The following is a 22252-nucleotide window of genomic DNA, read 5'->3' on the forward strand; positions in this document are numbered from 1 at the left end:
GCCGTGGCGGGTCTCCCCGCATAGCAGCGCGGTGAACCTGGTCAGGGCCGGAAGGCAGCAGCCACAGCCGTTCCCTGCTAGTGCCGGGGGTCGGGCTCGCCACCCCGAATTCGAGGGGCGTCCAGGCGGACGCCCCTTTTTACATTCGTCTGCCGTCCTTCGAGCCCGTCGGCCCGGCGCCGGCGCCTGATAGAATTCCGCCATGGCCTATCAAGTCCTTGCCCGCAAGTGGCGCCCGCGCAGTTTCGAGACGCTCGTCGGGCAGGAGCACGTGGTCCGTGCGCTGACCCACGCCCTCTCCACCGGTCGCCTCCACCACGCCTATCTCTTTACCGGTACCCGCGGGGTCGGCAAGACGACCATCTCGCGCATCCTCGCCAAGGCGCTCAACTGCGAAACCGGCGTGACGCCCACGCCGTGCAACCAGTGCGCCGCGTGCACGGCCATCGACGCCGACCGCTTCCCCGACTACGTCGAGATGGACGCCGCCTCCAACCGGGGCGTGGACGACATGGCCGCGCTGCTCGATCAGGCGGTGTATGCGCCTGTCCAGGGCCGCTACAAGGTCTACATGATCGACGAAGTGCACATGCTCACCGGGCATGCCTTCAACGCGATGCTGAAGACGCTCGAAGAGCCGCCGGAGCACGTCAAGTTCATCATCGCGACCACCGACCCGCAAAAGATCCCGGTCACCGTGCTGTCGCGCTGTCTGCAGTTCAACCTCAAGCAGATGCCGCCGGGCCACATCGTCGGCCACCTCACGCGGCTGCTTGAGGCCGAGGCCGTGCCCTTCGAGCCAGGCGCGCTGCGCCACATTGCCAAGGCCGCCAACGGCTCGATGCGCGATTCCCTGTCGCTGCTCGACCAGGCCATCGCCCACGGCGCCGGCAAGGTCGAGGAACAAGCCGTGCAGGACATGCTCGGCACGGTGGGCGACGACCACCTCTACGCCGTGCTGGACGCGCTGGTCGCCAACGACGTGGCGGCGCTGATGGCCGCCGTCGATGGCATGGAGGCGCGCAGCCTGTCCTTCGAATCGGCGCTGCAGTCGCTGGCCGCGCTGCTTCATCGCATCGCGCTGGTCCAGCTGGCGCCGGCGGCGGTTGCCGACGAGTTCGAAGCGGCCCGCCTCGCGCCCTACGCGCAAGCCTTCGACGCCGAGTTCCTGCAGCTCGCCTACCAGATCACCATCCACGGCCGCGACGAGCTGCCGTTGGCCCCCGATGAGACCACCGGTTTCTCGATGACCCTGCTGCGCCTCTTCGCCTTCCGCCCGGATCAGCCGGCCGGGCTGGGCGCGGTGATGGCGGGCGGCGGCGGTCAGGGGCAGGCGCGCCCGGTGCCTGCCCGTCCTGCGGCACCCGCACCCGCACCCGCACCCGCACCCGCACCCGCACCCGCTGCGCCTGCGCCGCGGCCGGTTGCCGCGCCAGTCGAGCCGCCTGCTGCTGCGCTGGCGCCCGTGCCAGCACCGGAACCCGTGCGTGCCCCCGAGCCTCCGCCCGTCCGCGCCGACGTGCCGCCGCCTGCGCCGGTTCGTGCCCCTGAGCCCGCCAAGCCGGCAGAAGTCGCCAAGCCGGTCGAATCCAGCGGCCCCGATTACGGCAGCAGCGTGCCGCCCTGGGAGGATCTCCCCCCGGAAGCCCACGAGATCGCGCCGGCGCGCCCCGCGCCTCAGCCAGTGCCGCCCCGCGAAGCGCCGCCGGTCGCCGTCGCCCCGGAGCCCGAGCCCACCGTGATCCGCCAGGCGGAACCTGAGCCCGAACCCGCCAGGCCAGCCCCGCCCGCGGCCCGTCCGGCGCCGGCGATGTCCGGCAGCGTCGATTGGCACGGTCTCCTCAACGAGCTGGGCCTTGGCGGTCTCAACCGCGAGCTCGCCCAGCACTGCGAGCTGCTGGGCACGGCCGACGACACCTTCAAGCTGCGCCTGTCGCACACCCATCGGCACCTCTTGCAGATCAACAAGGGCGGCGCCGAAAAGCTGCAGGACGCACTGAGCGCCCATCTTGGCCGCCCCATGCGGGTGGCCATCGAGGTCGGCGAGATCGCCACCGAAACACCCGCCCAGCGCAACCAGGCCGAGAAGGCCGAGCGCCATGCGGCGGCGGTGGCGGCGCTGGAGCAGGATCCTTTTGTTCGCGAACTGATCGAACGATTCGATGCGACGCTCGAAGAAGCGTCGGTCAAACCCCTCTGAACCCAACTCTCTGGAGAAGTCACCATGATGAAAGGCGGCATCGCCGGCCTGATGAAACAGGCCCAGCAAATGCAGGAAAACATGAAGAAGATGCAGGACAGCCTCGGCGGCATCGAGGTCGAAGGCCAGTCCGGCGCCGGCATGGTCAAGATCCAGATGACCTGCAAGTACGACGTGCGTCGCGTCACCATCGACCCGTCGGTGATGGACGACAAGGAAATGCTCGAAGACCTGCTGGCCGCCGCGGTGAACGACGCCGTGCGCCGCGTGGAAACCACTACCCAGGAAAAGATGTCCGGCTTCACCGCCGGCCTCAATCTGCCGCCGGGCTTCAAGATGCCCTTCTGATCGGCCGTGAGCGCACCCTCCAGCCTCGACGCCCTCATCGAAGCCCTGCGCTGCCTGCCGGGCGTGGGGCCCAAGTCCGCCCAGCGGATGGCCTATCACCTGCTGCAGCGCGATCAGCGCGGCGCGGCGCGGCTGGCCACCGCCCTCGGCCATGCCCTCGAGGTGCTGCGCCACTGCGCCCGCTGCAACACCTTCTGCGAAGACGAGATCTGCGCTCGCTGCGCCAATCCCCAGCGCGACGCCACCCAGCTGTGTGTGGTCGAGATGCCAGCCGATCTGGCGATGATGGAGCAGACCCACAGCTTCCACGGCCTGTATTACGTGCTGATGGGCCGCCTGTCGCCCCTCGACGGGATCGGCCCGCGGGAGCTGGGGCTGGAGAAATTCCTCAACCGCGCCTGCGACGGCGTGGTGCAGGAGGTGATCCTCGCCACCAACTTCACCAACGAGGGTGAAGCTACCGCCCACATGATCTCCGAGCTGCTGCGCAGCCGCGGCATCAAGGTGAGCCGCATCGCCCGGGGCATTCCGGTCGGCGGCGAGCTGGAGCACATCGACACCGGCACCATTGCCCAGGCGCTGGTGGAGCGCCGCGCCCTCTGATTTCGTCCCCTTCGGGAGTCCCACGATGGTCCAACCGGCCAAACCCCTCGCCGGCGTCAAGGTGCTGGAGCTCGGCACGCTGATCGCCGGCCCGTTCTGCACCCGCATCCTGGCCGAGTTTGGCGCCGAGGTGATCAAGGTCGAATCGCCCGATGGCGGCGACCCGCTGCGCCAGTGGCGCAAGCTGCACGAAGGCACGTCCCTGTGGTGGTCGGTGCAGGCGCGCAACAAGCGCTCCTTCACCGCCAACCTCAAGGACCCGGACGGCCTCGCCGCGGTGCGCAAACTGGCGGCCGAGGCCGACATCGTGGTCGAGAACTTCCGCCCCGGCGTGCTCGAAAAGCTCGGCCTGGGCTGGGACGTGCTCTCCGCCGCCAACCCGGGCCTGGTGATGGTGCGCCTGTCGGGCTTCGGTCAGACCGGCCCCTACAAGGATCGCCCGGGCTTCGGCGCCATCGGCGAATCCATGGGCGGGCTGCGCTACATCACCGGTTTCCCGGATCGTCCGCCGGTGCGCACCGGCATCTCCATCGGTGATTCGATCGCCGCCCTGTGGGCCGCCATCGGCGCGCTGATGGCGCTGCGCCACCGCGAGGTGAACGGCGGTGCCGGGCAGGTGGTGGATGTGGCGCTTTACGAAGCGGTGTTCGCGATGATGGAAAGCATGGTGCCGGAGTTCGACGTGGCCGGCTTCGTGCGCGAGCGCACCGGCAACGTGATGCCGGGCATCACCCCGTCCAACACCCACACTACCCGCGACGGGCGCCACATCATCATCGGCGGCAACGGCGACGCTATCTTCAAGCGGTTGATGAACGCCATCGGCCGGGCCGATCTGGCCGAGGACGCCAGCCTTGGCAACAACGCCGGCCGCGACGCCCGTGCCGACGAGCTCTACGCCGCCATCGACGCCTGGGTGCGTGAGCACGACGGCGATGCCGTGCTGGCCGCGATGGAAGCTGCCCAGGTGCCGGCCAGCGCGGTGCTGTCCGTGGCAGACATGTTCGAGGATGCCCAGTTCATCGCCCGCGACATGTTCGAGCAGGTCAATCTGCCTGGCGGCCAGCCCATGAAGATCCCCGGCATCGTGCCCAAGCTCTCGGATACGCCGGGTTCCACTGAGTGGCTGGGGCCGAAGCTTGGCGAGCACACCGACGAGATCCTCGCCAGCCTCGGCTACGCCCCGCGGGAAATTGCAGCCCTGCGTGAAAAAGGCGCGGTCTGAGCGCTTTCCGGCAGGCCAGTCGACGGCGCTGCCGCGGTATCATCGTGGCATTTTCGATCACTCATCATTGCGACTGATTCAATGGCTACCATCCTCGTGACCGGCGGCGCCGGCTACATCGGCTCCCACACCTGTGTCGAACTCCTCGCGGCCGGCTACGACGTGGTCGTGGTGGACAACTTCAGCAACAGCAAGCCCGAGGCCCTGCGCCGCGTCGAGGAGATCGCCGGGCGCAAGCTGGCGGCCTTCCACCGCGCCGACATCCGCGACAAGGCGGCGCTGCGCGAGATATTCGCCGCCCACGCCATCGAGTCGGTGATCCACTTCGCGGCCCTCAAGGCGGTCGGCGAATCCGTCGCCAAGCCGCTGATGTACTACGACAACAACATCGCCGGCACGGTGGCCCTGGCCGAGGTGATGGCCGAAGCGGGCGTCAAGTCGCTGGTCTTCAGTTCGTCGGCCACGGTGTATGGCGACCCGGCCAGCGTGCCGATCCGCGAGGATTTCCCCACCGGCCCAACCAATCCCTACGGCCGCACCAAGTGGATGATGGAGTTCGTGCTGTCCGATCTCGCCGCGGCCGACCCGGAATGGCGGGTGGCGCTGCTGCGCTACTTCAACCCGGTGGGCGCTCACGCCAGCGGCCGGATCGGCGAAGACCCCAACGGTCTGCCCAACAACCTGATGCCCTACGTGAGCCAGGTGGCCGTCGGCCGCCTGCCGCTGCTGCGTGTCTTCGGCGGCGATTACCCGACGCCCGACGGCACTGGCGTGCGCGACTACATCCACGTGGTGGATCTGGCCGTCGGCCACGTGGCGGCGGTGCGCCGTCTGGCCGAGCGTCCGGGCGTGCTCACCGTCAATCTTGGCACCGGCGCGGGTTACAGCGTGATCGACGTGATCAAGGCCTTCGAGAAGGCCAGTGGTCGTCCGGTGCCCTACGAGATCGTTGCCCGACGCCCCGGTGACGTGGCTCAGTGCTACGCCGAGCCGACCCTTGCCGCTGAGGAGCTCGGCTGGCGTGCCACCCGTGGCATCGATGAGATGTGTGCCGACGCCTGGCGCTGGCAGAGCAGCAACCCGCAGGGGTACCCGGATTGAGCGACCTACCTCCCAGCGACGCCCTCAATGTGCTCGGCGGGCCCTTGCTCGCCTGCAGCTACGCGCCCCTCACCGGCTGGATGCGCACCGGCTGCTGCGAAGCCGACCCCAACGACATCGGCCGTCATCATGTGTGCGTGAAGGTGACGGCCGAGTTTCTGGCCTTCAGCAAGATGCGCGGCAACGATCTTTCCACGCCGCGGCCCGAGTTCCGCTTCGTCGGCCTCAAGCCTGGCGATCGCTGGTGCCTGTGTGCCTTGCGCTGGCGCGAGGCCTGGGAGGCGGGCATGGCGCCGCCGGTGGTCCTCGAATCCACCCACATGGCGGCGCTGGAGGTCATTCCCTTCGACGCCCTGCGGCGCCACGCCTATCAGGGCTGATCACAGCCCGGCGACCCACTCCATCAGCGCGTCCTGCGCCTCCCGCGCCGCGCCGGCGTTGGGGTGGTTGATCATCAGTACCACCACGTAGCGCCGGCCGCTGTTGGCGAGCACGTAGCCGGCAATGCTGCGCACGCCGTCAAGGGTGCCCGTCTTGACGTGGGCCGAACCCGCCGCGGCGCTGCCGGCCAGCCGTTTGCGCGCGGTGCCGTCGATGCCGGCCACCGGGAGCGACGAGATCAGCTCAGGCATCGTCCGGCTGCGCCACGCCGACTGCAGCATCTGGCCCAGGGTGGCGGCGGTGATGCGCTCGTTCCGCGACAGCCCTGCACCGTTCTCGATCACCAGCCCGGCTGTCGGGATGCCGTTGCTGGCCAGGCTGCGCTGGGCCGCCCGCGTGCCCGCAGCCACCGAATCCTCGCCCGGCTCGCTCACCGCGCCGAGGGTGGCGAGCACCTCCCGGGCGATCACGTTGTTCGACCACTTGTTCATGTCCCGCAGCACTTCTGGCAGCGCCGGCGAGACCGTCTCGACCAGCAGGCGGGCGTCGGGCGGCGTGCGACCGTCGCGGAAGCGCCCGCCGATCTCGCCGCCGAGTTCCTTCCAGATCGCCCGGAACATGCCCTCGAAGAGGCGGTCCGGCGGCAGTGGCGCGAGGTTCCAGTCGAAGGCCTCGGTGCAGCCCTGGGGCAGTGCGCCTTCAAGCGTCAGGCGGACGCCGCTGGCGACCTCGGCCTTGGTGGTCACGAGGGTGTTGGTCGGATCGCCGCAGCTGCCGTTCTGGCCGCGGCGGATCCGGTTGTCGATGACGAGGCCGGCCGGCAGCGGATCGCTGCTCACCCCGGCGCCGCCAGCGGTGGGCTGGACGCGCACCCGGATCGCCCCGTAGTCGATGGAAAGCGCATCAGCGCCGGCGTTGTAGGGGCGCAGCGGGCGCTGGTCGAAGATGCCCGGGTCGTGGGGCGGCAGGCGGAAGAAGCTGCGGTCGGTGATCACGTCGCCGTCGATGCGCCGCACGCCCTGGGCGCGCAGGTCGCGCAGGGCCAGCCACAGTCGCTCGCGGGACAGGCGCGGATCGCCGCCGCCGGTGATGTGGAGGTCGCCATGGAGCGTCTGCTGGCGAATGTCGGCGCGGGTGGCGAAGCGGGTCTTCCAGCTGAAGGCCGGCCCGAGGCGGTCGAGGGCGGCGAAGCTCGTCACCAGTTTCATCACCGAGGCCGGGTTCATCGGGTCCTGGATGCGCTGGGCGATGACCGGCGGCGTGGCGTCCACGTCCTGAACCAGCACCGCTGCTGCGCTGCGGGGAACGCCGGCCTGGGCGAGGCTGGCGTCCAGTGCCGCGGGCCAGTTGTCCGCGAAGGCGGGCAGGGCACCGCCGAGCAGGGTGGCGAAGAGGATCCTTTGGGCGAGGCGGCGGGGCAGGGCGGGCATCAAATGGCGTTCCGGCAGCAACAGGGAGGCGGCCGCGATTATGCCCGACGGCCTTCAAGCCCTTGCTGCGGCGCCAAAAAAATTGCGCCTGACAGGGCGCAAAGTTCGATCCGGATGCCCTCCGGTTAGCCCCGAAACCCGAATAATCTCCAATGCTGGCGCGGGTTTAGCAGGCTGGCCCTTTTTTTAGGGCGGGTATTTCGCTATACTCCGCAGGTTTTCCGTATTGCGATCTTCGAAGTCTCTTTTATTGAGGTTAGTGGGCCATGAGCGTGGATCAAAAAGTGGATGCGGGTCGGCGCCAGCTGTTGCTGGTGACGTCGGCTGCGGGGGGCGTGGGCGCTGTAGCCGCCGCCGTACCGTTTGTCGCGAGCCTGACGCCGTCCGAACGAGCCAAGGCAGCCGGTGCTCCGGTTGAGGTGGATATCAGCAAGCTGCAGCCCGGTCAGATGATGACCGTCGAGTGGCGCGGCAAGCCGGTCTGGATCATCAACCGGACCAAGGAAATGCTGGATTCTCTGAAGAAGACCGATAGCGAGGTCAGCGATCCGAAATCCGAGAAGCCGATGCAGCCGGCTTATGCCCAGAACGAAACCCGTTCCATCAAGCCGGAAATCCTGGTGGCGGTCGGTATCTGCACGCACTTGGGCTGTTCGCCGTCCGATAAGTTCAAGACTGGCGCCGAAAGTGGTGTCGCGGCCGACTGGCCGGGTGGCTTCCTGTGCCCCTGTCACGGTTCGACCTTCGACATGGCTGGCCGGGTGTACAAGAGCAAGCCGGCGCCGGACAACCTCGAGATCCCGCCGCACAAGTATCTGAGCGACGCCAAGATCATCATCGGCGAAGACGGAAAGGCATAAACGATGACGACCAAATCTCAAGCGGTTTTGGACTGGATCGACGCGCGCTTCCCGCTGACGTCGACCATCAAGGGCCACCTGACCGAGTACTACGCGCCCAAGAACTTCAACTTCTGGTACTTCTTCGGCTCGCTGGCCCTGCTGGTGCTGGTGATACAGATCGTGACCGGCATCTTCCTGGTCATGCACTACAAGCCGGATGCCTCCCTGAACGCCTCCGGTGTGCCGGTGGCCTTCGCCTCCGTCGAGTACATCATGCGCGACGTGCCGGGCGGCTGGCTCATCCGCTACATGCACTCCACCGGCGCTTCGGCGTTCTTCATCGTGGTGTACCTGCACATGTTCCGCGGCCTGCTCTACGGTTCCTACCGCAAGCCCCGCGAACTCATCTGGATCTTCGGCACCCTGATCTTCCTGGCGCTGATGGCTGAAGCCTTCATGGGCTACCTGCTGCCCTGGGGTCAGATGTCCTTCTGGGGCGCCCAGGTGATCGTGAACCTGTTCTCCGCGATCCCCGTCATCGGTCCCGACCTCTCCGTCGTGATTCGCGGCGACTTCGTGGTGTCCGACGCGACCCTGAACCGCTTCTTCTCCTTCCACGTCATCGCCGTGCCGCTGATCCTCATCGGCCTGGTTGCTGCCCACATCGTTGCCCTGCACGAAGTCGGCTCCAACAACCCGGATGGCGTCGAGATCAAGAAGAAGAAGGGCGCTGACGGCCATCCGCTGGACGGCATCCCCTTCCACCCGTACTACACCGTGAAGGACATCGTTGGCGTCGTCGGCTTCCTGATCGTCTTCTCCTTCATCGTGTTCTTCGCGCCTGAAGGCGGCGGCTACTTCCTGGAGTTCAACAACTTCATCCCGGCCGACCCGCTGAAGACCCCGCCGCACATCGCACCGGTCTGGTACTTCACCCCGTTCTACTCGATCCTGCGTGCTGTTACCTACCCGCTGTTCGGTATCGACGCCAAGTTCTGGGGTGTGGTCGCCATGGGCGCCGCGGTGGTGATCATCGCTTTCCTGCCGTGGCTCGACCGCAGCCCGGTGAAGTCGATCCGTTACAAGGGCGGCCTCTTCAAGCTGATCCTGACGGTCTTCATCATCGCCTTCTTCATCCTCGGCTACCTGGGCGTGCTGCCCCCGACCCCGGGCCGCACCATCGTTTCGCAGATCTGCTCGGTGATCTACTTCGGCTTCTTCCTGCTGATGCCGTGGTACTCCAAGATGGACAAGTGCAAGCCCGAGCCTGATCGTGTGACCGGTTAATGAGAATGAAAGCCATGAAAAAACTTTTGACGTCTCTTCTGTTCGCACCGCTGCTTGCGCTGGCCAGCGGCCCCGAACTGCACCTGGACAAGGCTCCGGTTTCCACCGAGCCGGCTGCGCTGCAAAACGGCGCCAAGCTCTTTGTCAATTACTGCCTGAACTGCCACGGCGCCAGCTACATGCGCTACAACCGGCTGCAGCAGATCGGTTTGTCCGAACAGATGATCAAGGACAACCTGATGTTCACCGCCGACAAGATCGGCGAGCCGATGCGCATCGCGATGCAGCGTGACGAGGCCAAGGTCTGGTTCGGTGCTGCGCCTCCGGATCTGACCGTGATCTCCCGCTCCCGCGCTTCCGAGTTCGGCAGCGGCGCCGACTGGCTGTACACCTACCTGCGCGGTTTCTACCGTGACAGCGAGCGTCCGACCGGCTGGAACAACGTGGTTTTCGAGAACGTCGGCATGCCGCACGTCCTCTACGAACTGCAGGGTGAGCAGGTTGCCAAGGTCGAGGAAAAGGATGACGGTCACGGCGGCAAGACCAAAGTGATCCATCTCGAGCAGGGCAAGCCCGGCACCATGTCCAAGGAAGACTACGACAAGTCCGTTGCCGACCTCGTCTCCTTCCTGACCTGGATGGGTGAGCCGATGGCCGAAACGCGCAAGTCGATCGGTTCGATCGTCATCGCGTTCCTTGGTGTTCTTTTTGTCCTGTCGTATCTTCTGAAGAAGAACTACTGGAAGGACATTCATTAATCGGCCGGTGCATTCAAGCCGATGCAATCTCTTGCTGCAACTGAGCAAGACGCACCACGCGCCCGGCGCGTGGTGCGTGATTCAGAGTATCCGTGGGGTAACACAACGATGATGAATTTGTATTCCGGAACGACAGATCCTTTTAGTCACCGGTGTCGTATCGTGCTCTTTGAAAAGGGCATGGATTTCCAGGTGATTGATGTCGATCTCTTCAACAAACCGGAAGACATCGCCGTCATCAACCCGTACAACCGGGTTCCTGTGCTGGTTGATCGTGATCTCGTGCTTTACGAGTCCAACATCATCAACGAGTACATCGACGAGCGTTTCCCGCATCCCCAGCTGATGCCGCCCGACCCGATCATGCGTGCCCGGGCCCGTCAGTTGCTGCATACCTTTGAACTTGAGCTGTTTTCCCACATCGACGCCCTCGAAAAGAATCCCAAGGGTGCCGAGAAGGAGCGTGCTCACGTTCGCGACCAGCTGACCCAGCTGGCGCCCATGTTCACCAAGCAGAAGTTCCTGCTGGGCGAAGAGTTCTCGATGCTCGACGTGGCGATCGCACCGCTGCTGTGGCGTCTGGATCACTACGGCATCGAACTGCCGCGTTCTGCGGCACCGCTGATGAAGTACGCGGAGCGCATCTTCAGTCGCCAGGGTTTCATCGACGCGATGACCCCGTCGGAGAAGGTGATGCGGCGCTGATTGCCGATCCGGGGCCGCTTCAGACGTCGCGGCCCCGATGCTTTTCTGGTGCCCGTTCCGACCGCCATCAGGCAGTGTCCTTCAAGCAATTCCCGCGACCACCGGTCGGTCGGCTCGTCAGGGTTAAACTGGCTGGAAAGTTCGACTCATGAGTGAAATCTCCACCAAGCCTTATCTGGTCCGTGCCATCTATCAGTGGTGTGCCGATCAGGGGCTGACGCCCTACATCTCGGTGGCCGTCGATCGGCACACGATGGTGCCCCGGCAGTTCGTCCAGGATGGTCAGATCGTCCTCAACATCAGCCCCGACGCCACCCAGAGCCTCGTGATCGGCAACGAGCTGATCGCCTTTCAGGCGCGTTTTGGCGGCATCGCGCAGAACATCTCGGTTCCGGTCGACAACGTGACCGCGATCTACGCTCGCGAGAACGGCCACGGCATGGCCTTCGAGGTGGCCGGGGTGCCCGCTCATGACGCCGAGCTCGAAGCCGAGACTGAATCCGTCGTGTCCGGCGAGGCGCCTGAACTGTCCGCAACCGATGAGCGGCCCGAGCCCCCGAAGGGTGGCCGCAGCCACCTGAAGCTAGTCAAGTAGGGTCTGCCGCCGGCGGCTTGATCTTGCTCAGGGAGCCGCGTGTCCGCGCGGGCGTAAAGTAGCTCCCCTTATCCGCATTAACCCACGCTTTGAGGTTTCCCGACATGGCTGCCATGGAATGGTCTGAAAAACTCGTTCTCGGTCTGGCGCCGATGGATCAGACCCACGTCGAATTCGTCGACGCCTACAATCGTCTGCTCAATGTTTCGGGCGCCGAGCTGCTCGCCGAGATGGACGTGTTCATCGCCCACACCGTCGAACACTTCGACCAGGAAAATCGCTGGATGGAGCAGATCGGTTTCCCAGCCTGTCACAAGGCCGAGCACGACCGTGTGCTGGCCGTCTGTCAGGATGTGCGCAAGCGCATGGAGCGTGGTGATGAAGCGCTCGGCCGCCAGCTGATCCGTGAACTGCCCGTATGGTTCGACAACCACGTGGCGACGATGGACGCCGCCTTGTCGTCCTACATCGAGTCCATCGGCTTCGATACCGAAACCGGCGAGATCCGCAACCCGCCGCAGGCCGACTGCGAGGATGGCTCGTCCTCCTGCTGCACGCCGCCCGCCAAGGCGGAAGAGGCCGCGCCGGCGCCTGAAGGTCAGCCGGCCTGATCCTCGCGTTTGGCGGGGCTGGCGATGAGCATCTTCGACGTCCTTGCCGAAGAGCGCATCCGCGCAGCGCTGGCCCGGGGTGAGCTGTCCGGGCTACCCGGTGAAGGGCGGCCGCTGGTGTTCGAGGATGACTGCCTCGTCCCCGCCGAGGCGCGGATGGCCAACAAGATCCTCCGCAACGCCGGCTATATTCCACCGGCCCTGGCGGACCTGAACGAACTCCGGACCCTCGCCCAGAGCCTGGCAACGGAGCAGGATGCACCCACGGCGGCCCGGCGCATGCGCCGGATGACCCGGCTCCTGTTGCAGCTCGAGGCAGCCGGACTCTCTCATGTGTCTTCGGCGCTCCTGAAACGCGTCGGCGGGCCCGCCGATTTGCCGAAATTGCATTCCTCCGGCGAATTGCCCCTAAAGTAGTGGCGCCCTGCTGACGATATGTCGCTCACTCGTGTTCACATGGCAGGTGGGTGATGTCTTTCGTTCGTGTCAATAGTGGTGAAGTGGAGATCGGGCAACCGGTTCCTTGGGCGCTATACGACGACAGGAAGCAGCTGCTGCTTGCCCGCGGCGTTGTCGTCGAGACGGAAACCCAGAAAAGGGCGTTGATGGAGCGTGGCTTGTTCCGCAAGCTGCAGATCAGCGAGACCAGGCTCAACACCGAAAGTGGTGGTGACAAGCCGAGCGAAAGTTCGTTTGCCTTCGATGACGTACGGCTCGATATCGGCGACACCCTCCAGCTCCAGTCCCAGGGCGACACGGCGCAGTCGCGTTACTACGTCAAGCTGATTGGCTATCTCAAGGGCAAGAGCATCATCGTGTCCACGCCGTCGGTGGATGGCAAGGTGCTGCTGATGCGTGAAGGGCAGGCCTTTGTCGTCCGGATGTTCTCCGGCAAGAGCGTCTACGCTTTTGGCACGACGATCTACAAGGTCGCCAACGTGCCCTTTCCCCATCTGCACCTTAGCTATCCCAGCCAGGTCCGTGGTCTGGTGGTCCGTCGCGGGGCTCGCGCGCGGGTCAATCTGATCTGCGCCGTCACCGGCGCGGATGGTCGCGCTCACGCCGCGTCGCTGGTGGATCTGAGTACCGGCGGTGCGATGCTCACCGCCAAGACGCCGGTGGGGAAAAAGGATGACAGTATCTCGATCAAGTTTCGGGTGACGGTGAGTGATGTGGAGGAGTATCTCACCGTACCGGCCGTGCTCCGGTCTGTGCATGCCACCGCGGTCGCCGAGGGCGAAGTTCCCCAGGTGACTCACGGCGTTCAGTTTGGCGACATTCCCTATTCCGAGCAGGTCGTGCTCTCGGCCTTCGTCTATCGCGCCCTGTTCGAGGAGACCGCCGAGGTCTGATTCCGTCGGACCTCGGGCCTCAGCGGCCCTTGTCCAGCAGAAACGGAAAGTCGGGCCGGGGCTGCCGGCCGGTGACGATGTCGCTGATTGCCTGGCCCGAGCCGCAGGCCAGCGTCCAGCCCAGGGTGCCGTGGCCGGTGTTGAGGAACAGGTTATCCACCCGCGTCCGCCCGATCAGGGGCACGTTGCTCGGCGTGGCTGGGCGCAGGCCGCACCAGTGCTCAGCCTGGCCGAGATCGGCGGCGCCGGGCAGGTGATCTTCAATCCATTTCACGATGGCCGCGCTGCGGGCGGGGTTCGGTTCCAGGTTGTAGCCATTGAGTTCTGCCGTTCCTGCCACCCGCAGGTGACTGCCCAGCCTGGAACACACGATGCGGCGGGATTCGTCGGTCAGGCTGAGGCGCGGCGCCCGGTCGGGATCGAGGATGGGCGCCGTGATCGAGTAGCCCTTCACCGGGTAGATCGGCAGGCGGATGCCCAGCGGCCGGGCGATCTCCGGGCTATAGCTGCCGGCAGCCAGCACGACGGCGTCGGCCCGCAGCACGCCCGCCCGGCGGGCGCCGTCCAGCACGCGGACGCCGGTGATCCTGCCGTTGATGGTGTCGAACGACTGAAGAATGCTGTTCAGGCAGAAGCGTACGCCGGCGGCCTCGGCCCGCTTTGCCAGTTCGGTGCAGAACAGGTGCGCGTTGCCGGTCTCGTCGTCGAGGCCATGCAGGACGCCGGCCAGGCGCGGACGTAGCCCCGACAGCGCGGGTTCGAGGCTGATCGCTTCGTCCGGGTCGAGAATCCTGCCGTGGATGCCGAGCTTTTCCAGTTGGTGAAGCTTGGCGGGTAGATGGGCAAGCTCCCGCCGGGTTTCGAACAGGTGCAGGATGCCGCCGGTGCCGGCTTCGTATTCGATGCCCGTTGCTTCGCGCAGCGCCCGCAGCTCATTGCGGCTGTAAACGGCCAGGTTGGCGATGGCCGCTGTGTTGCGGGCCGTGCGTCCGGGCAGGCATTCGCGCAGGAAGGAAAAGGCCCAGCGCCACTGGGCGGCATCGGCCCGCCAGCGGAACAGCAGCGGGGCGTCGCTGCGGCCGAGCCAGCGCAGCACGGTGGCCGGCGCCGCCGGATTGGCCCACGGTTCGGGGTGGCTGACCGAGATCTGCCCGCCATTGGCGAAGCTGGTTTCCATGCCCGGGCCGGGCCGGCGATCGATGACGGTGACGCGACATCCGGCCTGGGCGAGGTACCAGGCGCTCGTGACGCCGGCGAGGCCGGCGCCTATGACCAAGACTTCCATGATGACTTGCGAAGAGTGCTTCTCGAGGGGCGGTGGCCCGCTGCAAAAAATCGATCCGCAATCATAAACGACGGAAGGCCCTGATCCGGGCGATAATCTCTACTTTTACTGGTTATTCCGGAGATCCGAGTCATGCGTCGAGTCACGCTCACCCAATTCCTGATCGAGCAACAGCGCAAGGGCCTGATGGGCGCCGATCTGCGCCTGCTGATGGAAGTCGTCGCCCGTGCGGTCAAGGCCATTGCCGTCAATGTTTCCAAGGGCGCCCTCGCAGGCGTGCTGGGCGAGGCTGGCAGTGACAATGTGCAGGGTGAGGCCCAGAAGAAGCTCGATGTCATTGCCAACGACATCCTGATCCAGGCCAACGAATGGGGTGGCCACCTCGCGGCGATGGCCTCCGAGGAAGTCGAGGAGATCCGTCCGATTCCCAGCGATTACCCGAAGGGTGGCTTCCTGCTGCTGTTCGATCCGCTGGACGGCTCGTCCAACATCGACGTGAATATCTCCGTCGGCACCATCTTCTCGGTGCTCCGCTGTCCGGAAGGCAGCGCTGCGGCCACCGAAGCCGACTTCATGCAGCCGGGCACGGCCCAGGTGGCGGCGGGTTATTCGGTATATGGCCCGTCCACCCAGCTCGTCCTCACGGTGGGCGACGGCGTGCACGGCTTTACGCTGGATCGCGAGATGGGCAGCTTCATCTACACCCATCCGTTCATGACGATTCCCGAAGACACCAAGGAATACGCCATCAACGCGTCCAACCAGCGCTTCTGGGAGCCGCCCGTCCAGCGTTACGTGGCCGAGCTGCAAGCCGGCAAGGAAGGCCCCCGCGAGCGTGACTTCAACATGCGCTGGGTGGCCTCGATGGTGGCCGACGTGCATCGCATTCTCACCCGTGGCGGCATCTTCATGTATCCGCTCGACAGCAAGATGAAGGACAAGGGTGGCAAGCTGCGCCTGATGTACGAAGCCAACCCGATGGCGATGATCGTCGAAGCCGCTGGCGGCGCCGCCACCACCGGCCGCGAGCGCATCCTCGACATCCAGCCGAATCAGCTCCACCAGCGCGTACCGGTGGTGCTCGGCTCGAAGAACGAAGTCGAGCGCGTCACCCGCTACCACCTCGAAGGCTGATCACCTTCGTTGCACGCCGGTGCAGGGCGGGTGCCTGCTAGAATCCGCCCCGTGCCGTTTCATGTCCTTGTCCTTCGCCTGCTTTGCGTGCTGATCGCCCTTGCGCCGGTCGGTGCGCGCTCGGCGGAAGGCGGCGTGACGCTGGTGGCACCCGATGAGCTGAGATCCCTGCTCGTCAGGCATCTGGATTTTCTCGACCGCAGCGCCGATGGCGCGCTCGACGAAGGCGGGCGGGTGGCGCTGCTGCGCCGGGCCCGCAAGGAAATCGGCGACATCCTCGCCACCGAAGGCTATTTCTCGCCCGGCATCGAAGGCGAAACCGGGCCGGACGGCGGATACCGGATCGTCGTCAAGCCAGGGCAGCGAACCCGGATCGCCCGCGTCGAGATCGGCGTCACCGGCGATCTGGCCCGCGACGAGGGCGACCGGGCCGCAAGGCTCGCCGTCATCAAGGCCCGCTGGGATCTGCCGGTGGGGCAGCCCTTCCGTCAGGCCGACTGGAGCACCGCCAAGCAGCGGCTGCTCGACGCCATCAGCACCCGCGACTACGCCGCGGCAACGATCACCGACAGCGAGGCGGTGATCGATCCGGTCTCCGCCGAAGCCGTGCTGACCGTACAGGTGGATTCCGGGCCGGCCTTTCGTTTCGGTCCGCTGGAGGTGACCGGGCTGGTGGATTACGACCAGTCCCTCATCGAGCGTTATCGCCCACCCAGGGCTGGCGAGCCCTACAGCCAGGAACGCCTGCTGCTTTTCCAGACCGCGCTCCAGAACACCAGCTACTTCGCCTCGGTGGTCGCCGACATCGATCGTCACAGCGAAACCCCTGGCGCAGCGCCTGTCCGCGTGCAGGTCATCGAGGCCAAGCCGCGGCGGCTCGGGTTTGGTGTGGGTGTGAGCAGCAATACCGGCTACCGGGTCGAGACCAGCTACCGGGATGCCCATTTCCTTGGCGAGCCTTACAACCTCGTCAGTGGCCTGCGGATCGAGCAGCGCCGGCAGCTGGGTTACATGGACGTGTTCCTGCCGCCGACCCTGGATGGCTACCTGGACAGCGTCGGCGCGCTGGCCGAGCACACCAACATCGCCGGTCTGCAGACCCGCCGGCAGTCGATTGGTGTCGTTCGCACCATTCCGCGGGGCAAGATCGAGAACCGCTTTTCCCTCAACTACCAGCACGAAGTGCTGATCCCCGAAGGCAGCCTGCGCACCAGCAGGGGCGCGCTGACCGCAAACTGGTCGTGGACCCATCGCAACGTCGATAGCGTCCTCGATCCCCGTCGGGGTCATGTGTTCAATGTGCAGGTCGGCGGCGCGTCCCAGGCGCTGATGTCCGACCGCAACTTTGCCCGCTTCTACGGGCGCTACCAGCGCTTCATCCCGGCCTTCGGGCGCGATGTGGTGATCGTGCGCGCGGAAGGCGGCATCACCGCGGCGCAATCCCGCGAGGGGGTTCCCCAGGATTTCCTCTTCCGCACCGGCGGCGCTCAGACCGTGCGGGGCTATGCCTACCAGAGTCTCGGCGTGCAGGACGGCAACGCCACCGTCGGCGGCCGCTACCTTGCCGTGACCAGCGCCGAATACGTCCATTGGGGCTGGGGCGACTGGGGCATTGCCACCTTTGTCGATGCCGGCAACGCCAACGACGAGCGCAAGCTCTTCAAGATGAATGTCGGCTATGGCTTCGGGCCGCGCTGGAAGAGTCCCGCCGGCCCGATCGCCATTGATCTGGCCTACGGTCAGAGCGACCACCGGGTGCGGCTGCAGTTTGCGGTGGCGATCGCGTTCTAGTCTGCGGACGTCAACGCGCCCGGGCTGCCGCGCGTTGTCGGCATGCCACCGTTTTCAACGGACGGTGCGATTTCGGGTCGCATTGGCAAACGTCCGGGCTGGGTTTAGACTTCGCTAATATTTCCCTGCATCACCACTTGAGAGGATCACAATGAAAAAACTCGTTGCTGTTGCCGCCATCGCTGGCCTGATGGGTTCCACCGCCGCCTTCGCCGACGCCGGCGCCGATCTGGCCAAGGCCAAGAACTGTCTCGCCTGCCACGCCGTCGACAAGAAGCTCGTCGGCCCGGCTTACAAGGATGTGGCTGCCAAGTACAAGGGTGACAAGTCCGCTGAAGCCAAGCTGATCGAGAAGGTCCAGAAGGGTGGCGTTGGTGCCTGGGGTCAGGTTCCGATGCCCCCCAACCCGCAAGTCAGCGCGGCTGACGCCAAGACCCTCGTGGCCTGGGTGCTCAGCCAGAAGTAAGGCGGCCGCGGGTCGGCAGGAAGAGAACGCCCCGGCATCTCTTCTCCGCACTCGGCAACAACGCCCTGCTCACGCAGGGCGTTGCTTTTTGGGGACGCAGATCTGCCGTTGTGGATTGGCGTGGTGATGCAGGCTGAGCGGCGATAGCTGGTGACGTCCAGCTTTTCCATGGGCCACGGAGGTGGCTTCAGTGGCCGTCAGGGTGGCGTCCTTCGTGGCTTTTCAGGCGAATGGAAGGCCCGGTTGCCAACCTGGACAGGCGCTTCGACGCCCATGATCCCGGCCGTCCGTTGCCGCTTGAGTACCCCCGCGCCGGTGCCGCCTTGTCTTGTTGCGAACTTGCAACAGTCCACCCGGCGGGCGCATCCAAAAAACAACGCTGTCCTTGCCCTGGGCTTCCCTTCGCACAGACAATGCAGTCCAACTTCTCGTTAGAGAGGTGAAATTGGTCGGCCCCGCGAAAGCGGCGCGTGCCAGTCTTCAATCAAGAGGAGAATCATATGCAAAAGAAACTGATCGCTCTGGCCGTTGCTGGCCTGGCTTCCACCGGCGCCTTCGCTCAAGCCAACGTTACCGTCTACGGCGTGGCCGACGCTTCCTTCGACGTTGTTCGTACCTCCAACGCCGTCAGCGAACTGGGCAACACCACCCGCGTTTCCACCAACTCGTCCCTGATCGGTTTCAAGGGTGCTGAGTCCCTGGGCAACGGCCTGACCGCCGTGTTCCAGTACGAAAGCGGTATCAGCTTTGAAAACGGTGGCGGCTTCAGCGCCTCCCGTGACAGCTTCGTTGGCCTGGCCGGCGGCTTCGGTACCGTGGTTCTCGGTAACCTGACTGGCCCGACCCGTGCTCTGGGCGCTGCTGTTGATGTCAACGCCGGCGCTACCGGCATCGGCGCCAACTCCGCGCTGCTTGGCAAGCTGGGCAACAACCTGCTGGGCACCACCAACACCACCAGCGGCAGCTACACCGCGGCTGGCAATGCCAATTGTGACCGCAACACCACTTGCACGTCGATCTTCGACACCCGTTGGAAGAACGCCATTGCGTACGTCTCCCCGACCTTCGCTGGCCTGAACGTGACCGCTGCTTACGTCGCCAACGAAAACAAGACCTTCAACAACAACGGTTTCGGCACTGCCTACAACCCGTCCAACACCAAGGGCTACGACGTTGGTCTGAAGTACGCCAATGGCCCGGCCATGGCTGCTGTCACCTACAATGCCGTTTCCCTGGGTAACGAAGCCAACACCGATGTCAGCGACTTCCGTGTTGGTGGTGTCTACGACTTCGGCATGGCTTCCGTCCGCGCCGTGTTTGATCGCGCTCGTGCTGACCACTTCGGTGGCAACACCGTTACCCAGAACGTCTTTGGTCTGGGCGGCACCTTCAACGTGACCCCGGCTGGCAAGCTGCTGGCTCAGGCTTACTTCGCTCGTGACCTGAAGGTCAACGGCTCCTCCTCCAAGGACTCCGGTGCCAAGCTGTTCGAAGTTGGCTACGAGCACAGCCTGTCCAAGCGCACCATGCTGAAGGCTGTTTACGCTCACCTGAACAACGACGACAAGGCCTCTTACGACTTCGGCATCAACGCCGTTGGCGTGAATTCCACCTACAATGGCGGCGCCACCGGCGGTGCGACCATTCAGGGCGTTCAGCTGGGCCTGCGTCACTCCTTCTAATTCAGACTTCGTCTGAGTCAGAAATCAACGGGCACCTTCGGGTGCCCGTTTTTTCGTTCACGAGGGCTGCTGGATGTGACGTGATGCCGACAGTTGCCTGCCTGTCGTGACGAGTGCGTCACCCCAAATGAAAAGGCCACCCGGAGGTGGCCTTTTCATTTGGGGCTTGAGTCGATCTCACCCGATCAGGATCAGATTGTCCCGGTGGATGAGTTCGGGCTCTTCGATGAATCCCAGCAGTGACTCGATCTCGCCCGAGCCGTGGCGGACGATTCGGCGGGTGTCGTTGGCTGCGTAGTTCACCAGGCCACGGGCGATCTCCCTGCCGTCGCGGCTGCGGCAGGCGACGACCGCGCCCCGGGTGAAGTCGCCATCCGCGGCGATCACGCCGATCGGCAGGAGGCTCTTGCCGGACTTCAGGGCTTCGATTGCGCCATCGTCGAGGGTGAGGCTGCCGGCCAGTTGCAGGTGGTCGGCCAGCCACTGCTTGCGGGCAGCGAGCGGGGTGCTGGTGGCGTAGAGCAGGGTGCCGAGCTGCTCGCCCCGAGCGACGCGCACCAGGGCGTCCGGTTCGCGGCCGCTGGCGATGCAGGTGTGTGCACCGCTGCGCGCTGCGCGCTGGGCTGCACGCACCTTGGTGATCATGCCGCCCTTGCTGATACCGGAGCCGGCGCCGCCGGCCATGGCTTCCAGGGCGGTGTTCTCGGCGCGCTCCTCGCTGATCAGTGTGGCGGACGGATCCTTGCGGGGGTCGGCGGTGTACAGCCCCTGCTGGTCGGTGAGGATGACCAGCGCGTCAGCGTCGATCAGGTTGGCGACGAGGGCGCCGAGGGTGTCGTTGTCGCCGAACTTGATCTCGTCGGTGACGACGGTGTCGTTCTCGTTGATGATCGGGATGACGCCGAGTTCGAGCAGGGTGACGAGGGTCGAGCGGGCGTTGAGGTAGCGAGTGCGGTCGGCCAGGTCGGCATGGGTCAGCAGGATCTGGGCGGTGTGCAGGCCGTTGGCGGCGAAGACGCTTTCGTAGGCTTGGGCGAGGCCCATCTGGCCGACAGCGGCGGCTGCCTGGAGCTGGTGCATCTCCTGCGGGCGGCTGGTCCAGCCGAGGCGCTGCATGCCGGCGGCGATGGCGCCGGAGGAGACCAGCACCACTTCGCGGCCTTCGGCGCGCAGGCCGGCGATCTGCCGCGCCCAGTCGGCGAGGGCGTCGACGGCGAGGCCTTCGCCGTTGTTGGTGACGAGGGCGCTGCCGACCTTGGCGACCAGCCGGCGGGCGTTACGGATTGCGGTTCTCATCGTCGTCTTCGTCTTCGTAATCTTCGTCGTCGGCGTCATCGGTGGGGATGTCGTCGTCTGCTGCTTCGAAGTCAGGGGTTGCGGCTGCTTCGAGGGCGGCGGCGTCGGCGGCGGCCTGGGCCGCAGCCTTCTCTTCGTCGAGGAGATCCTGGATCGCGAAGACGACTTCCTGACAGCCCTGGCGGCTGATGGCCGAGACTTCGAAATGGCGCTCGATGGGGCCGTAGGCGTCGAGGAAGGCCGCGATGCGTTCCTTGCGTTCGTCCTCGTCGGGGATCAGGTCGAGCTTGTTGAGGACAAGCCAGCGGCGCTTCTGGTAGAGGCTTTCGTCGTACTTGCGCAGCTCTTCGACGATCGCATGGGCGTCGTGGACCGGATCGGCCTCGGGGTCGAAGGGGGCGAGATCGACGATGTGCAGCAGGATGTGGGTGCGCTGCAGGTGGCGCAGGAACTGGTGGCCGAGGCCGGCACCGTCGGCCGCGCCTTCGATCAGGCCGGGGATGTCGGCGATCACGAAGCTGCGGTTTTCGGAGGTGCGTACCACGCCCAGATTGGGGGCGAGGGTGGTGAAGGGGTAGTCGGCGACCTTCGGTTTGGCGGACGAGACCGCGCGGATGAAGGTGGATTTGCCGGCGTTGGGCATGCCCAGCAGGCCGACGTCGGCCAGCACCTTGAGCTCGAGGTTGAGGCTCTTGCGCTCGCCTTCCTGGCCCATGGTCTTCTTGCGCGGGGCGCGGTTGGTGCTGGTCTTGAAGTGCAGGTTGCCCAGGCCGCCGCGACCGCCCTTGGCGATCAGGACGCGTTTGCCGTCGTGGTCCAGGTCGGCGATGATCTCGCCGGTTTCCTGGAGCGAAACGATGGTGCCGACGGGCATGCGCAGTTCGATGTCGTTGCCGCCCTTGCCGTAGCAGTCGGCGCCACGGCCGTTCTCGCCACGCTCGGCGAGGAAGGTGCGCTTGTAGCGGAAATCGATCAGGGTGTTGAGGTTGCGGTCGCCGACGGCATAGACGTCGCCGCCCTTGCCGCCGTCACCGCCATCCGGGCCGCCCATGGGGATGTATTTTTCGCGGCGGAAAGTGGCGGCGCCGTTCCCGCCGTCCCCGGCGATGACTTCAATTCGGGCTTCGTCGAAAAATTTCATGGGTGCTTCCGGTGTTGGG

Annotated in this window: 22 protein-coding genes and 1 other RNA gene; 19 read left to right on the plus strand and 4 right to left on the minus strand. The window is 65.5% G+C overall.

The annotated features are described in order from the left end of the window. The first annotated feature begins 5 nt into the window (after positions 1-5). The 7 genes from ffs (at position 6) to GH681_RS09320 (ending at position 5857) form a co-directional block, all read left to right on the plus strand. An RNA gene (ffs, locus tag GH681_RS09290) (signal recognition particle sRNA small type) lies at positions 6-104 on the plus strand. A 98-nt stretch (positions 105-202) separates the two neighbouring features. Further along, positions 203-2200, plus strand: a complete 1998-nt coding sequence (dnaX, locus tag GH681_RS09295; RefSeq protein WP_153161197.1) for a DNA polymerase III subunit gamma/tau — start codon at positions 203-205, stop codon at positions 2198-2200. A 24-nt stretch (positions 2201-2224) separates the two neighbouring features. Continuing rightward, entirely contained in the window at positions 2225-2548 is a 324-nt protein-coding gene (locus GH681_RS09300; protein WP_153161198.1) for a YbaB/EbfC family nucleoid-associated protein, read from the plus strand. A gap of 6 nt (positions 2549-2554) precedes the next feature. Then, positions 2555-3151 carry a recombination mediator RecR gene (gene recR / locus GH681_RS09305; protein ID WP_153161199.1) on the plus strand — a complete coding sequence of 199 codons (597 nt, stop codon included), beginning with the start codon at positions 2555-2557 and terminating at the stop codon, positions 3149-3151. 25 nt (positions 3152-3176) lie between these two features. Then, complete coding sequence (locus GH681_RS09310; protein WP_153161200.1) at positions 3177-4376, plus strand: CaiB/BaiF CoA-transferase family protein; 1200 nt, start codon at positions 3177-3179, stop codon at positions 4374-4376. A gap of 81 nt (positions 4377-4457) precedes the next feature. Then, positions 4458-5477, plus strand: coding sequence for a UDP-glucose 4-epimerase GalE (gene galE, locus GH681_RS09315; protein WP_153161201.1), 1020 nt, complete (start codon positions 4458-4460; stop codon positions 5475-5477). Beyond that, on the plus strand, positions 5474-5857 hold the full coding sequence (locus tag GH681_RS09320) for a DUF2237 family protein (RefSeq protein WP_153161202.1): 384 nt from the start codon (positions 5474-5476) through the stop codon (positions 5855-5857). The genes galE and GH681_RS09320 overlap by 4 nt, the downstream gene beginning before the upstream one ends. Here GH681_RS09320 and dacB read toward each other — a convergent pair whose 3' ends face one another. Continuing rightward, a complete protein-coding gene (gene dacB, locus GH681_RS09325) occupies positions 5858-7288 on the minus strand; it encodes a D-alanyl-D-alanine carboxypeptidase/D-alanyl-D-alanine-endopeptidase (protein WP_153161203.1) in 1431 nt (476 codons plus the stop codon). Positions 7289-7554: 266 nt separating this feature from the next. On the opposite strand from dacB, the gene petA reads away from it, so the two are divergent. From petA to GH681_RS09365, 8 genes are all read left to right on the plus strand, one after another. Beyond that, positions 7555-8148: a ubiquinol-cytochrome c reductase iron-sulfur subunit gene (gene petA / locus GH681_RS09330; RefSeq protein WP_153161204.1), complete on the plus strand. Its 594-nt coding sequence runs from the start codon at positions 7555-7557 to the stop codon at positions 8146-8148. 3 nt (positions 8149-8151) lie between these two features. After that, positions 8152-9417, plus strand: a complete 1266-nt coding sequence (locus tag GH681_RS09335) for a cytochrome bc complex cytochrome b subunit (protein WP_153161205.1) — start codon at positions 8152-8154, stop codon at positions 9415-9417. Next, positions 9417-10175, plus strand: coding sequence for a cytochrome c1 (locus GH681_RS09340; RefSeq protein WP_153161206.1), 759 nt, complete (start codon positions 9417-9419; stop codon positions 10173-10175). The genes GH681_RS09335 and GH681_RS09340 overlap by 1 nt, the downstream gene beginning before the upstream one ends. Positions 10176-10283: 108 nt before the next feature. After that, positions 10284-10880: a glutathione S-transferase N-terminal domain-containing protein gene (locus GH681_RS09345; RefSeq protein WP_153161384.1), complete on the plus strand. Its 597-nt coding sequence runs from the start codon at positions 10284-10286 to the stop codon at positions 10878-10880. 148 nt (positions 10881-11028) lie between these two features. Then, positions 11029-11475, plus strand: a complete 447-nt coding sequence (locus tag GH681_RS09350; RefSeq protein WP_153161207.1) for a ClpXP protease specificity-enhancing factor — start codon at positions 11029-11031, stop codon at positions 11473-11475. 104 nt (positions 11476-11579) lie between these two features. After that, entirely contained in the window at positions 11580-12086 is a 507-nt protein-coding gene (locus GH681_RS09355; protein WP_153161208.1) for a hemerythrin domain-containing protein, read from the plus strand. A 24-nt stretch (positions 12087-12110) separates the two neighbouring features. After that, positions 12111-12503: a DUF1992 domain-containing protein gene (locus GH681_RS09360; protein ID WP_153161209.1), complete on the plus strand. Its 393-nt coding sequence runs from the start codon at positions 12111-12113 to the stop codon at positions 12501-12503. Between the two features lie 53 nt (positions 12504-12556). Continuing rightward, on the plus strand, positions 12557-13438 hold the full coding sequence (locus GH681_RS09365; protein ID WP_153161210.1) for a flagellar brake protein: 882 nt from the start codon (positions 12557-12559) through the stop codon (positions 13436-13438). Positions 13439-13457: 19 nt separating this feature from the next. On the opposite strand, the gene GH681_RS09370 is transcribed toward GH681_RS09365, so the two are convergent. Then, positions 13458-14723 (minus strand): D-amino acid dehydrogenase, encoded by a 1266-nt coding sequence (locus GH681_RS09370; protein ID WP_153161211.1) that lies wholly within the window; start codon positions 14721-14723, stop codon positions 13458-13460. A gap of 132 nt (positions 14724-14855) precedes the next feature. Here GH681_RS09370 and GH681_RS09375 point away from each other — a divergent pair, with 132 nt between their 5' ends. From GH681_RS09375 to GH681_RS09390, 4 genes are all read left to right on the plus strand, one after another. After that, the gene (locus tag GH681_RS09375) at positions 14856-15857 is read left to right on the plus strand and encodes a class 1 fructose-bisphosphatase (RefSeq protein WP_153161212.1); all 1002 of its coding nucleotides are present in this window, start codon (positions 14856-14858) and stop codon (positions 15855-15857) included. Between the two features lie 51 nt (positions 15858-15908). Beyond that, positions 15909-17648 (plus strand): autotransporter assembly complex family protein, encoded by a 1740-nt coding sequence (locus tag GH681_RS09380; RefSeq protein ID WP_194271189.1) that lies wholly within the window; start codon positions 15909-15911, stop codon positions 17646-17648. Positions 17649-17799: 151 nt separating this feature from the next. After that, positions 17800-18114, plus strand: a complete 315-nt coding sequence (locus tag GH681_RS09385) for a c-type cytochrome (protein ID WP_153161213.1) — start codon at positions 17800-17802, stop codon at positions 18112-18114. A 500-nt stretch (positions 18115-18614) separates the two neighbouring features. Continuing rightward, complete coding sequence (locus tag GH681_RS09390) at positions 18615-19796, plus strand: porin (RefSeq protein WP_153161214.1); 1182 nt, start codon at positions 18615-18617, stop codon at positions 19794-19796. A gap of 177 nt (positions 19797-19973) precedes the next feature. On the opposite strand, the gene proB is transcribed toward GH681_RS09390, so the two are convergent. Then, positions 19974-21092: a glutamate 5-kinase gene (gene proB, locus GH681_RS09395; RefSeq protein ID WP_153161215.1), complete on the minus strand. Its 1119-nt coding sequence runs from the start codon at positions 21090-21092 to the stop codon at positions 19974-19976. Then, positions 21073-22233 carry a GTPase ObgE gene (obgE, locus tag GH681_RS09400; protein ID WP_153161216.1) on the minus strand — a complete coding sequence of 387 codons (1161 nt, stop codon included), beginning with the start codon at positions 22231-22233 and terminating at the stop codon, positions 21073-21075. Before obgE ends, proB begins: the two co-directional genes overlap by 20 nt. Between the last annotated feature and the right edge of the window lie 19 nt (positions 22234-22252).

This window comes from Zoogloea sp. 1C4 (genome assembly GCF_009469605.1).
Lineage (GTDB): Bacteria > Pseudomonadota > Gammaproteobacteria > Burkholderiales > Rhodocyclaceae > Zoogloea > Zoogloea oryzae.